Annotated in this window: 9 protein-coding genes; 4 read left to right on the forward strand and 5 right to left on the reverse strand. The window is 71.4% G+C overall.

Annotation, left to right across the window (positions count from 1 at the left end; translation table 11 throughout):
• Positions 1–115 precede the first annotated feature (115 nt).
• Positions 116–2026 carry a hypothetical protein gene (locus ACFPIH_RS35960; protein WP_381181149.1) on the forward strand — a complete coding sequence of 637 codons (1911 nt, stop codon included), beginning with the start codon at positions 116–118 and terminating at the stop codon, positions 2024–2026.
• 102 nt (positions 2027–2128) lie between these two features.
• Positions 2129–4204, forward strand: coding sequence for a DUF8189 domain-containing protein (locus ACFPIH_RS35965; RefSeq protein WP_381181147.1), 2076 nt, complete (start codon positions 2129–2131; stop codon positions 4202–4204).
• A gap of 94 nt (positions 4205–4298) precedes the next feature.
• Here ACFPIH_RS35965 and ACFPIH_RS35970 read toward each other — a convergent pair whose 3' ends face one another.
• The 3 genes from ACFPIH_RS35970 to ACFPIH_RS35980 all read right to left on the reverse strand — a co-directional run bounded on the left by ACFPIH_RS35970 (position 4299) and on the right by ACFPIH_RS35980 (position 7257).
• Positions 4299–5447 carry a serine hydrolase domain-containing protein gene (locus tag ACFPIH_RS35970; protein ID WP_381181145.1) on the reverse strand — a complete coding sequence of 383 codons (1149 nt, stop codon included), beginning with the start codon at positions 5445–5447 and terminating at the stop codon, positions 4299–4301.
• 64 nt (positions 5448–5511) lie between these two features.
• On the reverse strand, positions 5512–5730 hold the full coding sequence (locus ACFPIH_RS35975; protein ID WP_381181143.1) for a hypothetical protein: 219 nt from the start codon (positions 5728–5730) through the stop codon (positions 5512–5514).
• Positions 5731–5844: 114 nt separating this feature from the next.
• Positions 5845–7257: an MFS transporter gene (locus ACFPIH_RS35980; protein ID WP_381181228.1), complete on the reverse strand. Its 1413-nt coding sequence runs from the start codon at positions 7255–7257 to the stop codon at positions 5845–5847.
• A 152-nt stretch (positions 7258–7409) separates the two neighbouring features.
• On the opposite strand from ACFPIH_RS35980, the gene ACFPIH_RS35985 reads away from it, so the two are divergent.
• A complete protein-coding gene (locus tag ACFPIH_RS35985; protein ID WP_381181141.1) occupies positions 7410–8282 on the forward strand; it encodes a helix-turn-helix transcriptional regulator in 873 nt (290 codons plus the stop codon).
• A 46-nt stretch (positions 8283–8328) separates the two neighbouring features.
• Here the strand turns inward: ACFPIH_RS35985 and ACFPIH_RS35990 are convergent, their stop codons facing one another.
• The gene (locus ACFPIH_RS35990; RefSeq protein ID WP_381181139.1) at positions 8329–9777 is read right to left on the reverse strand and encodes an MFS transporter; all 1449 of its coding nucleotides are present in this window, start codon (positions 9775–9777) and stop codon (positions 8329–8331) included.
• Between the two features lie 64 nt (positions 9778–9841).
• Between ACFPIH_RS35990 and dusB the strand changes: the two genes are divergently transcribed.
• On the forward strand, positions 9842–11038 hold the full coding sequence (gene dusB, locus ACFPIH_RS35995) for a tRNA dihydrouridine synthase DusB (protein WP_381181138.1): 1197 nt from the start codon (positions 9842–9844) through the stop codon (positions 11036–11038).
• Here dusB and ACFPIH_RS36000 read toward each other — a convergent pair whose 3' ends face one another.
• On the reverse strand, positions 11039–12607 hold the full coding sequence (locus tag ACFPIH_RS36000) for an alkaline phosphatase family protein (RefSeq protein ID WP_381181226.1): 1569 nt from the start codon (positions 12605–12607) through the stop codon (positions 11039–11041).
• Positions 12608–13254 lie beyond the last annotated feature (647 nt).

The following is a 13254-nucleotide window of genomic DNA, read 5'->3' on the forward strand; positions in this document are numbered from 1 at the left end:
TGGGTGCCCTTCCTCGCGACTATCGAATATTTATCTCTTTCCCTGACACTTCTCACGTGTCGCTTCTGACGTGTCGTATGGGGAGGGGCCCATGCAAGGGGGACCGTTAGGGCCGTTGGGACCGGATGAAGGGGGCGCGCTGCGGAGGGGGGAGCGGTCCCTGTTCGTCCAGGGGGCGTTACGGGACAGCCGCAGGTGGTTCGAGGCGGCTTATACCGAGGCGGAGTCCGCCGGGCGGACCGAGGAGATGGCCCGGGCGGCGCTGGGCCTGGGCGGACTGTGGGTCCACGAGCACCGTACCGCCGCGGAGGCCGCCGGAGTGGAGAGCCGTCAGTGGCGGGCGCTGGCCCTGCTGGAGCCGGCTTCGCTCCTCGCCCTGCGGCTGCGCGCCAGGCTGGCCGGCGAGGCCGACTACCGCAGCGGCCGGCACACCAGGGTTCTCGCCGTGGTGGAGGAGGCCCGCCGTGCCGGTGACGCGACCGCGCTGGCCGAGGTGCTGAGCCTGGCCCATCACTGTCTGCTCGGCCCCGGCCATGGAGCGAAGCGCCTCGAACTCGCCGACGAACTGCTCCGGGTGGGCAGCGGAACAGGCCGGCGGAGCGACGTCCTCATGGGGCTGCTCTGGCAGACGACCGACCGGTTCCTCGTCGCGGATCCGCGGGCCGAGCGCTCGCTCGCGGAGCTGCGGGACGCCCTGGACCACCAGGACCACCTTGCGGCGGGCTTCGTGGCCTCCGCGTTCCAGGTCATGCTCGCCATCCGCGCGGGACGGTTCACGGACGCGGAACGCCTCGCCGCAGTCTGCGCGGAGCGCGGCGCCCTGGCCGGGGACGCCGACGCCGAGGGCTGGTACGGGGCCCACCTGGTGGCGATCCGGTGGTACCAGGGACGCGGCGCGGAGCTCGTTCCGGCGCTCGCCGAGCTGGCGCACTCACCCACCCTGAGCCCTGTCGACCACGCCTACTTCGCGGCTCTGGCCATCTGCGCCGCGACGGCGGGCGACCGGCGGCAGGCGCGGGGCGCGCTCGCCCGGCTGCGCGGTCGCACACTGTGCGACCTCGTCCCGTCGAGCAGCTGGCTCGTGGCCATGTACGGGGCCGTCGAGGCGGCCCATCTGCTGGACGACAGACAGACCGCGGCCGAGGCGTACGCCCTGCTGCGGCCCTTCGCGGAGCTGCCGATGATGTGCAGCCTGGCCGTGGCCTGCTTCGGCTCGACCCACCACGCGCTGGGAGTGGCGGCGTTGACCTCCGGTGAACTCGACCGCGCGGTGGGGCATTTCCGCGACGCGGTACGCGCCAACCACGCGCTCGGCCACTGGCCGGCCGCGGCGCTCTCCCAGCACCGGCTGGGACAGGCTCTGGCGCGCCGGCAGGGGGCTGGAGACCGTGCGCAGGCGGCGGCCGAACTCGCCGCGGCCGCCGCCGAGGCGACCGGCCTGGGCATGTCGCTGCCTCCCGTGGAGGGGGCGGGGGCCTGGGGCGAGCCGCCGGTTCCGGTGCCGGTGTGCCGTCGGCGCGGACCGCGGTGGCAGGTGGAGATCGGCCTGCGCACGGTGCTGGTCAAGGACTCGGTCGGCATGAGGTATCTCGCGAAGCTCATCGGCAACCCGGGCCAGGACATCCCCGCGATCGATCTCGCCGGGGCCGCCCCGGAGCCGTCGGAGCAGCCGGCCCGGGTGGGGGACTCCAGACAGCCCCTGCTCGACGACGTCGCCGTACGCGAGTACCGGAAACGGCTGACAGAGCTGCAGACGGAGGCGGACGAGTACCTGGCGATGAACGACCTCGAACGCGTGGCAGCGGCGCACGTCGAGCGTGACTGGCTGCTCGGCGAACTGGAGGCCGCCACCGGCCTGAGCGGGCGCAGGCGCCATTTCGCCGACGACGCCGAACGGGCTCGTATCGCGGTGGGCAAGGCGATCCGCCGCGCGCTCGACCGGCTCGCGGCGGCGGACCCGGTGATCGGCGACGAACTCCGCGCCCGGACACAGACCGGGCTGCGCTGCTGTTTCCACGCGGACTGACCTCCTCGGCGCATGTCCTGCCGGACCTTCTCCCGGAGTTGGAACGGGATGGAACGCCCTACAGGGCAAGGGCTCAATCCGCGCAACCGGAAAGGCAGTCGTATGCGTAAGCGACACAGACCGTTGGTCCGACTGATCGGCGTCCTCGGAGCGGCGTTGCTCGTCGGCGTGCCGGGCACGGCCTTCTCGGGGACGGCCTCGGCGGCCTCCCCGGCCGGGCAGCCGGCTCCGCTGGTGGCCGCCGAGGGGCAGTCCGCGATACCCGGCCGGTACGTCGTCGTACTCCGCTCGAAGCCGTCCGGCAAGGCCGCGGCACCCCCGGCGGCGGCGGTCGCCCGGGCCCGCGCCGAGGGAGTACGGGTGGAGCGCGTCTACGGGCACGCCCTCACCGGATACGCCGCCGAACTCTCCCCCGCCCAGCTCACGGAGGTCCGCAGCGACCCGGACGTCGCCTACGTGGCCGAGGACGGCTACGCCCAGCTGGACGGCACACAGTCACCGGCCACCTGGGGCCTGGACCGCGTCAACCAGACCTCCCTGCCGCTGGACAACACCTACACCGACAACGCCACCGGCGCCGGGGTGACCGCGTTCGTCATCGACTCCGGAATCCGCGCCACCCACACCCAGTTCGGCGGGCGCGTCTCCGGCGGCGCGGACTTCGTGGGCGACGGCAACGGCACGAACGACTGCCGAGGGCACGGCACCCATGTCGCCGGCACGATCGGCGGGTCCACCTACGGGGTGGCCGAGGGCGTTTCACTGGTGCCCGTGCGCGTGTTCGGCTGCAGCGGCTCTTCGCCGTTCTCCACGGTCATCGCCGGGGTGGACTGGGTCACCGCGCACCACTCAGGGCCGTCGGTGGCGAACATGAGCCTGAGCGGCGGCGCCTACCAGCCGCTGGACGACGCCGTCAACAACTCCATCAACTCCGGAGTCGTCTACGCCGTCGCGGCAGGCAACAGCAACGACAACGCCTGCAACTACTCACCGGCGCGCACTCCCGCGGCGATCACCGTCGGTGCCAGTACCAGCGCGGACAGCCGCGACACGAGCTACTCCGACTACGGCTCCTGCGTGACGCTGTTCGCCCCCGGCACCGGCATCACCTCCGCGTGGATCGGCTCCGACACCGCCACCAACACCATCGACGGCACCTCGATGGCCACGCCGCATGTCGCCGGTGTCGCGGCGCTCTATCTCCAGGGCAGGACCGGCGTCCCACCCGCGACCGTGAAGCGATGGATCACCGACGCGGCCACGCCCGGTGTGCTGAGCAACATCGGCACGGGATCGCCCAACCGGCTGCTGTACTCCGTTCCCGTCTTCGGGTCCTCGATCGCCGCGGCCCGCAACGACGACGGCCGGCTGGAGATGTTCGGAACCAACAACGGCGACGACATCTGGCACCGTTTCCAGACCACTGCCGGCAGTTCCTCCTGGTCGGGTTGGTCGCAGTTCGACGGCGCCCTGCGCTCCGTCGCCGCGGAGACCAACGCCGACGGCAGGGTCGAGCTGTTCGGTGTGAACAGCGCGGGGAACATCTGGCATCGCTGGCAGACGAGTCCGGGTGGTTCGTGGTCGGGCTGGTCGCAACTGGACGGTGCCCTGACGTCGATCGCCGTGGCCCGGAACCAGGACGGGCGGCTGGAGATCTTCGGGACGAACAGCGCCGGGAACATCTGGCACCGTTTCCAGACCACTGCCGGCAGTTCGTCGTGGTCGGGTTGGTCGCAGTTCGACGGTGCGCTCACGCAGGTCGCCGCGGAGACGAACGCCGACGGCCGGGTCGAGCTGTTCGGTGTGAACAGTGCCGGGGACATCTGGCACCGCTGGCAGACCAGTCCGGGCGGTTCCTGGTCCGGGTGGTCGCAGTTCGACGGTGCCCTGGCGTCGATCGCCGTGGCCCGGAACCAGGACGGGCGGCTGGAGATCTTCGGGACGAACAGCGCCGGGAACATCTGGCACCGTTTCCAGACCACTGCCGGCAGTTCGTCGTGGTCGGGTTGGTCGCAGTTCGACGGCGCGCTCACGCAGGTCGCCGCGGAGACGAACGCCGACGGACGCATCGAACTGTTCGGCGTCAACGGTGCGGGGAACATCTGGCACCGCTCACAGACCACTCCCGCGGGTTCCTGGTCGGGATGGTCGCAGTTCGACGGGGCGCTGAGGCCTTGAGGGTCTGAGGCACTGAGGGTTTCAAGGCCCTGAGTCCGGGGTCGGCGTGCCCGGCGATCACGGTGGCCCACCTGGCCACCGTGATCGCCGTGTGTCACCGGCCGCCCGGCCCAACCCCCGCCGTGCACCGCCAGAAGTCCCGCATCAGCGGGGTCGGGGTCGGGTTGTCCATCGCCACCTGGGTCAGCAGGATCGTGACCGTGCCGGTCTGCGGGACGACGTGGGCCGTGGTGCCGGTGCCGCCGACCCAGCCGTAGCGGCCGGGGACGTTCCACGGGTCCAGGGCCTCGACGTCCACGCTGCCGCCGTGGCCCCAGCCCTGGCCCTCCAGGAAGAGCCCGCCCAACTCCCTTTGGGCCGCGGTGAGGTGATTGGCCGTCATGCGGCTGACGGAGGTGGGGGAGAGGAGTCCGGCGCCGCTGGTGAGGAGGAGGCGGGCGAAGGCCAGCCAGTCGTCCGCCGTGGAGGCGAGGCCGCCGCCGCCCGACGGGAACGCCGGGACGGTGCTCCACTGGCCGTCGGGGGTGTCCGTCACCTCCAGGGCGCCCGCGCTGTCGGTCCGGTAGGCGGTGGTGAAACGGTCCCGCTTCTCTTTCGGGACCTCGAACGCCGTGTCCTTCATGCCCAGCGGCTCGAAGAGACGCTCCGACAGGAACTCGGGGAGGCCACGCCCCGACGCGCGGGCGATCAGGATGCCCTGGAGGTCGGACGCCGTGCCGTACAGCCAGGCCTCGCCCGGCTGGTGGAGGAGAGGGGTGCGGGCCAGGTCCGACAGCCAGGCGTCGGGCTCCGGGTAGGCCTGCGGGGCGCGGCCGTCCTTCTGCACGGCGAACAGGGCCTGGACGGCGGGGAGCGAGAAGTCGGAGGGGAAGCCCCAGCCCGGGCGGGAGGTCAGCAGATCCTCGACCGTGATCGGGCGGGCCGCCGGGACCACGTCGTCCAGGGGACCGGAGGGGGTACGGACCACCGTCGGGGACGCCAGCTCCGGGAGCCACTCGGCGATCGGCGCGTCCAGGGTCAGCGTCCCGTCGTCCACCAGCGTCAGCAGCGCCGCCGCCGTGAGCGGTTTGGTGATCGACGCGATCCGGAACAGGGTTTCCCGGGTCATCGGGGCGGAGCCGGCGGCGTCGACCGAGCCGACGGCCACCACCTCCACCTCCTCGCCCCGCGCCACCAGGCCCACCGCCCCCGGCACCGTGCCGTCGTCGACGTACTTTCGCAGGGTCGCGTGCAGGCTGCTCATGCCGTCTGCCTTCCGGTGCGGAAACAGTGCTGTCGTCCGGTACGACTCCGCGCCCGCCCGGAACTCATCGCCGCTGCGGGTCCTCCGACGGATCCACGGTCGCCTGGTGGGCCTCGGCCAGGTGCTCGGCCGCCTTCAGCCAGGGCAGGAACTGCGCGCTCTGCCGCCAGCCGCAGGTGTCACATCTGATGGTGCGCTGCACTCCCGTCCGCTGCACCCGGACGACATGCTCGCGCCCGTGCTGGTCCCAGCGGCTCACCTTGCTCGAGTCGATCGACGGCACGATGCCTCCGATTCCCTTTCCTGTTGCTGTGCGGAACCTGGCCAGCATGGAGTGTGCCGCAATATCAACATCAACAGGGGGCCGGGGGTCGGGTGCAGGTCCGCGTTCGGCGGCTCAGCCCACCTGGCGCGGCAGCCGCAGGCTGAGCAGACCCGTCAGGACCACTCCGCCGACCTGCACCGCGAGCGTCGTCAGCAGCGCGTCGCGCATGCCCAACCCCGGGGCCAGGGACAGGAAGAGGGTGCCGAGGGTCGCCACGCCCAGTGCCAGGGAGGCCTGTTGGGTGGTCACCATCATCCCGCTGCCGACGCCCGCGCGGGCCGGCGGCACCTCGGACATCACGATCCGCATGACGACGGGGAGTTGGAGCGCCTGGCCGGCGCCCGCGACCGCCGCGCCCGGCAGCAGTTCGACGAAGCCCACGTCGGGCCAGTCGCGGTACACCGCGAGAATGATCAGCAGGATGCCGATGCCCTGCAGCACCGACCCCGCCGTCACCACCCGCGCCCCGAACCGGGACACCAGCCGGGGGCCGGCGAGCGAGGCGACGAAGAACGCCAGGGCCATGGGGGCCAGGGCGAGACCCGCCTGGACCGGGCCCAGGCGCGCCCCGCTCTGCAGGGCCACCGCCACGACGAACATGAACCCGCTGAAGCCGATCGAGAACGGCACCATGAGCGTCAGACCGCGCCGCAGCGTGGTGAGTCCGAGCAGGCTCGGCGGGACAAGGGGCGTACGGCCGCTTCGGTCCGCTCGGCGCTCGACGACGTAGAAGGCGGCTGCGATCAGCGGGAACGCGGCCAGGGACAGCCACGTCCACAGCGGCCAGCCCGCCGCGCGGCCCTCGGTGAGCGGGGCGAGCAGCGTCAGCAGGGCGGCGGCGAGGAGGGCCGTGCCGGGGCCGTCCACCGGTTCGGGGTGCTGGGAGCGGGTCTCGGGGACCGCGCGGACGGCGAGGACCAGGCCCACGACGACGACCGGGACGTTCACGAGGAACACCGAGCGCCAGCCGGTGCCCGCGAGGTCCGCCGAGACCAGGACCCCGCCGAGGATCTGGCCCGCGACCATCGACAGGCCGGCGGTGGCGCCGTACAGGCTCATCGCCTTGGCGCGGCGCGAGCCCTGCGTGGACGACTGGATGGTGGCGAGCACCTGCGGCACCATGAGGGCGGCCGAGGCGCCCTGCGCGACCCGCGCCGCGACCAGCGACCAGGCGCCGGGCGCGAGACCGCAGGCCAGCGAGGTCAGACCGAAGGCCGCCATGCCGGCCAGGAAGAGCCGACGGCGGCCGAAGAGGTCGCCGAGGCGTCCACCGAGGACGAGCAGCACGGCGTACGCGACGCCGTACCCGGCGACGACCAGCTCCAGGACGGACTCGCTCGCGGCGAGGTCCCGGCCGATGGTGGGCAGGGCGACGTTGACGATGAAGAAGTCGATGAGGGGCAGCGCGGCGCCCAGCAGCACGGTGAAGAGGCCGAGGGAGCCGAGGGGACGGGGAGGGGCGGAGGCCGTCCGGTTGCCGGGCAGGGTGGTTGTGGTTGTGGTTGCGGTCGTGGTCCTGGGCGTTGTCTGGGTCACGCTCCCGAGCTTGCGCCGTGCCTCAGACGGGTACCAGAGTGTTCTTATCCTGGTAGAAGGAGTACCTGGCAACAGGGTCCGGGCAGCGGCACGCTGGAGGCATGACGACGATGGCCCAGTCGACGGTCCGTGAGCAGGTCGGCACCGGTTCGGAGATACGGCGGCACGAACTGGCCGCCTTCCTGCGCAGCCGGCGCGACCGGATCGCCCCGGAACAGGTGGGCCTGCCGCGCGGGGCCCGGCGCCGGACGCCCGGCCTGCGCCGCGAGGAGGTCGCCCACCTCTCCGCCGTCGGCGTCACCTGGTACACCTGGCTGGAGCAGGCCCGGGACATCCATGTCTCCGTGCAGGTCCTCGACGCCGTCGCCCGCACGCTGATGCTGGACAAGAGCGAACGCGCCCACCTCTTCCAGCTGGCCGGTGAGGTCGACCCGACACCGGCCGCGTCCTGCGACGGTGTCAGCGACGCCGTACGCCAGATGCTGGACCAGCTCGATCCGCTGCCCGCCTGCGTCCAGAACAGCCGCTACGACATCCTCGCCTACAACCGCACCTACGCCCGCCTGCTGTGCGACCTCGACGCGATCCCGCCCGAGGACCGCAACTGCATGGTCCTCGTGCACACCCACCCCGAGTGGCGGGCGTCGATCGTGCACCTCGAGGAGACGATGCGCCTGATGGCCGCGAAGCTGCGCGCCTCCATGGCCGGTCATCTCTCCGAACCGGCCTGGAAGTTGCTGGTCAAGCGGCTCCAGACCGAGTCGCCCGAGTTCCGCGAGAACTGGGAGCGGTACGAGATCGTCGCCGCCCGCACCAAGACCAAGCAGTTCCGCAACCGGCACGTGGGCCTGCTCAACCTCCAGCACACCGACCTCTGGCTCAGCCCGGAACAGTCGGCCCGCATCGTGACGTACACGCCCATCGACGAGGAGACCCGGCAACGGCTGGAGAACCTGCACCTGATGGCCGGCTAGGACCTGTCCGAGCGGCACCGCACGTCCGGGAGACCCCGCTCACCGGTCACCTCGCCGTGACGCCGGTCGCCTCGCGGACGTCCTTCGTCTCCAGGCGTTCCGCGGTGCGTTCCGCCGTGCGGCGGGCCCAGGGGCCGGTGGTGAGGATGCCCAGGGCGAGGACCAGGACGCCGCAGGCGGTGAGGATCCACCAGCTCGGCCTGGCGGCGGAGACGAAGGTCTCGCGGTACGACGACATGTTCACGCCCGCCGCCAGCACCGCGCCGACCACCGCGACGCCGAGCGTCTGGCCGAGCTGGCGGCTGGTGGAGGCGACGGCCGCGGCGACCCCGGCCTGGGTGCGCGGCATCCCGGACACGGCGGTGTTGGTGATCGGCGCGTTCACGAAGCCGAAGCCCACGCCGAACAGGACGAAGCCGAGGAACAGCGTCGTGTCGGAGGTCTCCGCGTCGAAGGCGGCGAACAGCAGGGCGCTGGCGGTGAGCGCCGTACCGGCGATGGTGAGGGGGAGGCGCGGGCCCCGGGTGCCGACCAGGCGGCCGGACACGGGTGCGCACAGGAACGTCGGTACGGCCATCGGCAGCATCCACAGGCCCGCGTGCAGCGCGTCGAGCCCCCGTACGTTCTGGAGGTAGAGGGTGGAGAGGAACAGGAAACCGCCCAGCGCGGCGAACGCGCTCACCGCCACCACCGTCGCCCCGCTGAACGGCGCCGAGCGGAAGAACCGGAGGTCGATGAGGGGTTCGGCGCGGCGCGGCTCGTAGCGGAGGAGGCCGATCAGCGCGGCCAGCGCCACGACGGCGAAGGGGCCGCTCGTCGACAGGCCCGCCTCCGGCGCCTCGATGATCGCGTACGTGAGCGAACCGAAGAGGGCGATGACCAGCAGCTGGCCGACCGGGTCGGGACGGCGGGCCTTCGGCGCGCGGGACTCGGGGATGTAACGGAGGGTGAGGATGAGGGCCGCGAGGCCCACCGGGAGGTTGAGCCAGAAGATCGAGCGCCAGCCGACCGACTCCACCAGCAGACCGCCCACCAGCGGGCCGGCCGCCATCGAGATACCGACCACCGCACCCCACACACCGATCGCCCGGGCGCGCTCGCGCGGGTCGGTGAAGGTGTTGGTGATGATCGACATGGCGACCGGGTTGAGCATCGAACCGCCCACCGCCTGCACCATTCGCGCGGCGATCAGCAGGTCCAGGTTCGGCGCGAGGGAGCAGAGGAGCGAGCCCAGCGAGAACACCACCAGGCCCGCCATGAACACCTTCCGGCGGCCGATCCGGTCGGCCGTGGAGCCCGCGAGCATCAGCAGCGCCGCCAGGACCAGGGTGTACGCGTCGATCGTCCACTGCAGACCCGCGGTGGTGGCGTGCAGGTCGCGCTCCATCGAGGGCAGGGCGACATTGAGGACGGTGTTGTCGAGGCTCACGATCAGCAGGCTCATACAGCAGATCGCGAGCACCAGCTGCCGTCGGCGGGGGCTGAGCTCGGGCATGACGCACATCGTACGCCTGCATTGATAGTGCGTCTAACTAATGACTGTTACATGATCAGCGCCCATGCGCGACAATGGCCCAATGCCCACGACCGCGCCCACGCTCGCCCCGCCCCTGCGGATCGGCCCGCACACCGTGCAGCCGCCCGTCGTACTGGCCCCCATGGCCGGTATCACCAACGCGCCCTTCCGCACCCTGTGCAGGGAGTTCAGCGGTGGTAAGGGCCTGTTCGTGAGCGAGATGATCACCACGCGGGCGCTGGTCGAGCGCAACGAGAAGACCATGCAGCTGATCCACTTCGACGCGACCGAGACGCCGCGCTCGATCCAGCTGTACGGCGTCGACCCGGCGACCGTCGGCAAGGCCGTCCGCATGATCGCGGAGGAGGGCCTCGCCGACCACATCGACCTGAACTTCGGCTGCCCGGTCCCCAAGGTGACCCGGAAGGGCGGCGGCTCCGCCCTCCCCTACAAGCGGCACCTGCTCCGGGCCATCCTCCGGGAGGCCGTGTCGGGGGCCGGGGACCTCCCGGTCACCATGAAGATGCGCAAGGGCATCGACGACGACCACATCACCTACCTCGACGCGGGCCGCATCGCCGTCGAGGAGGGCGTCACGGCCATCGCGCTGCACGGCCGCACTGCCGCCCAGCACTACGGCGGCACGGCCGACTGGGACGCCATCGCGCGGCTGAAGGAGCATGTGCCGGAGATCCCCGTCCTCGGCAACGGCGACATCTGGTCCGCCGACGACGCGCTGCGGATGGTGCGGGAGACCAGGTGCGACGGGGTGGTCGTCGGGCGCGGGTGCCTGGGGCGGCCGTGGCTGTTCGCGGACCTGGTGGCCGCCTTCGAAGGGCGGGATGCCCGTGCCGAAGGCACTGATGGATACAGCAGCCGCAGGCCTTCTCTCCGCGAGGTCGCCGACATCATGGTCCGCCACGCCACGCTGCTCGGCGAGTGGATCGGCGACGAAACCAAGGGAGTTGTCGACTTCCGTAAGCATGTCGCCTGGTATCTCAAGGGGTTCGCGGTCGGCTCGGAGATGCGCAAGCGCCTCGCGATCACGTCCTCCCTGGAGGAACTCCGGTCCGGGCTGGACGAGTTGGACCTCGACCAGCCCTGGCCCGTCGGCGCCGACGGCCCCCGGGGCCGTACGTCCGGCAACAACCGGGTGGTGTTGCCGGACGGCTGGCTGAAGGACCCCTACGACTGCGCCGGCGTGGGCGAGGACGCGGAGCTGGACACCTCCGGCGGCTGATCAGTCGTTCTTCGGGTTGGGTGTGGAACCGTAAGCCGTCAGGAAGCGGTCCCGGAACGAACTCATCTTCCACACCGGGGCGTTGTGCGCCGGCTTGAGGCCGTCCGTCCAGTTCCAGCTCGCGATCTTGTCGAGGACCTTCGGGTCCTTGGCGACGATCGAGATCGGCACGTCCCGGCTGGCGTTGTCACCGCTGACCCGGGCGATCGGCTGGTGGTCGCCGAGGAAGACGAGGACGGTGTCGTCGGAGGCGTAGCGCTCCATCCACTGGGTGAGCGCGGTCACCGAGTACTGGATCGACTTGCCGTACTCCTGACGGGACTTGGTGGAGTCGGCGATGACGTCGGCGGCCTTGGTGCCGGACTCCTCGATGCCCTTGAAGATCGAGCCGTCGCCGAGTTCGTCCCAGCCGACCATCTTCGGGATCGGCGCCCAGGGCTGGTGGCTGGAGGTCAGGATGATCTCCGACATCAGCGGCTTGTCGCGGTCCTTGCCGTGCGCCAGCTTCTGGAACGCCTCCAGCGCGTACTGGTCCGGCATCGTCGACCAGCTGAACTTCGGTCCCTGGTACCCCATCTGGAAAGCGTTGTAGACCTTGTCCAGCCCGTAGAACTTCGCCTCCGGCCAGCCCTTCTGCACACCCGGCATGATGCCGACGGTGTCCCACGCGCCCGTCTTCTGGAACGCCTTCGTGAGGGAGAGGTGGTCGCTGGCCATCACCGTGCGGTAGCGCTGCTGGTTGTCCACCCAGAGCCCGGACATGGTGGTGGAGTGGCCGAGCCAGCTGCTGCCGCCGTACGTCGCCGACGTCAGCCAGCCGCTCTTCGCGTGGAAGCCGGCCTTCGCGAGGGCCTTGGTGCTCACGTCGAGGGTCTTGTCGACGCCCGGGGCCATGATCGGGTCCTCGATGGCGCTGCGGCCGTAGCTCTCGATGAACGTGAAGATCATGTCCTTGCCGCGCAGGTCCGGGACGAGCTGGTCGGCCGGGGTGTTGCCGAAGGTGTCGCTGCGGGCCTCCTTCCCGAACGCGGCCTCGTCGCGCAGGGTGTCGCGCACGTGCCGGGCCTCGGAGTGCAGCCGGGCCCCCACGCGGTCGGAGGCGACCGGGATGCCGGCGTACTGCAGGCCCAGCACCGAGCAGGTGATCCACGCCGTGCCCGCGATGAGCGTGCCGCGGGTGGCGCGGCGGTGGTCGAGCACGAGGATGTTGCTCAGGCGGACGGCGGCCAGCGCCATGAGTACGAGGACGAGTACGACGAGTACGACGACGCCGATCGCGGCGGCCACGGCGGTGGTCTTGCCCATGGAGTCGGCGAGGTACGACTGGGCGTCGTCCAGCAGGCCCCAGTCCAGGACGAGGTTGAAGTCCCGGCCCAGGTACTCCATGAAACCGATGTCGAGCACGTTGACGACGGTGAGTGCGCCGAGCAGGGTGCCGCCGAGCGCGGCCAGCGCGATCCTGGGCCTCTTCGGCAGCGCCAGCAGTACGGCCGCGCCGATGATCGCCTCGCCGGGCAGCCGCACGAACCTGTTCACCTGCAACGCGGCAACCCTGTTCGGCAACAGCATGGCCCCGATGATCAGGGCGAGGGACAGCACAGTCCCCGTCCACCACAGCACCTTCCCAACGCGCCCCCACCCCCCACCACTTCGCCCACCCACCCGCCCGACTCGCCCGGCCGAAACCTCCCCGCCGGTTGCTTCGGCGGCAGGGGTTCCAGCGGTGGCCGCCGCGGCGGCAGGGGCTTCGGCGGCAGGGGCTCCGGCGGCAGGGGCTTCGGTGGCAGGGGCTCCGGTGGAGCGGGCTTCGGTGGAGCGGGCTTCGCCGGACGGGGCTTCGCCGCCGGGGGCTTCGGTGCTCGGGGTTGCGGTGTCGGGGGCCTCGTCAGCCGGGGCCTTCCGCGCCGATGCGTTGACGTTCGGGGCTTCGGCGGCGGGGCTTCCTGTTGCTGAGGGTTCGGAAGCCGGCGTTTCCCCGTCCGGGGCGTCCGCGAGGGTGGCCTCGGCGCCTTCCTGAAGCTTCGCGGCGCTCTCGGCCTTCGCGGCGCTCTCGGCCTTCGGGGTGCTCTCGGCCTTCGCGGTGCTCTCGGCCTTCGGGGTGCTCTCGGCCTTCGGGGTGCTCTCGGCCTTCGGGGTGCTCTCGGCCTTCGCGGCGCCCTCGGCCTTCGCGGTCTCCGGTGCTTCCGCGACGGCCCCGTCCTCCCCGGTGCCGTCCG

This window comes from Streptomyces vulcanius (assembly GCF_042653945.1).
Lineage (GTDB): Bacteria > Actinomycetota > Actinomycetes > Streptomycetales > Streptomycetaceae > Streptomyces > Streptomyces mangrovi.

Bases quoted from the DNA above. Each gene is read 5' to 3' on its own strand.
- ACFPIH_RS36000 (WP_381181226.1), bottom strand. From the start codon at position 12,607: ATGCTGTTGCCGAACAGGGTTGCCGCGTTGCAGGTGAACAGGTTCGTG.
- dusB (WP_381181138.1), top strand. From the start codon at position 9,842: ATGCGCGACAATGGCCCAATGCCCACGACCGCGCCCACGCTCGCCCCG.
- ACFPIH_RS35970 (WP_381181145.1), bottom strand. From the start codon at position 5,447: ATGAGCAGCCTGCACGCGACCCTGCGAAAGTACGTCGACGACGGCACG.
- ACFPIH_RS35985 (WP_381181141.1), top strand. From the start codon at position 7,410: ATGACGACGATGGCCCAGTCGACGGTCCGTGAGCAGGTCGGCACCGGT.
- ACFPIH_RS35965 (WP_381181147.1), top strand. From the start codon at position 2,129: ATGCGTAAGCGACACAGACCGTTGGTCCGACTGATCGGCGTCCTCGGA.
- ACFPIH_RS35990 (WP_381181139.1), bottom strand. From the start codon at position 9,777: ATGCCCGAGCTCAGCCCCCGCCGACGGCAGCTGGTGCTCGCGATCTGC.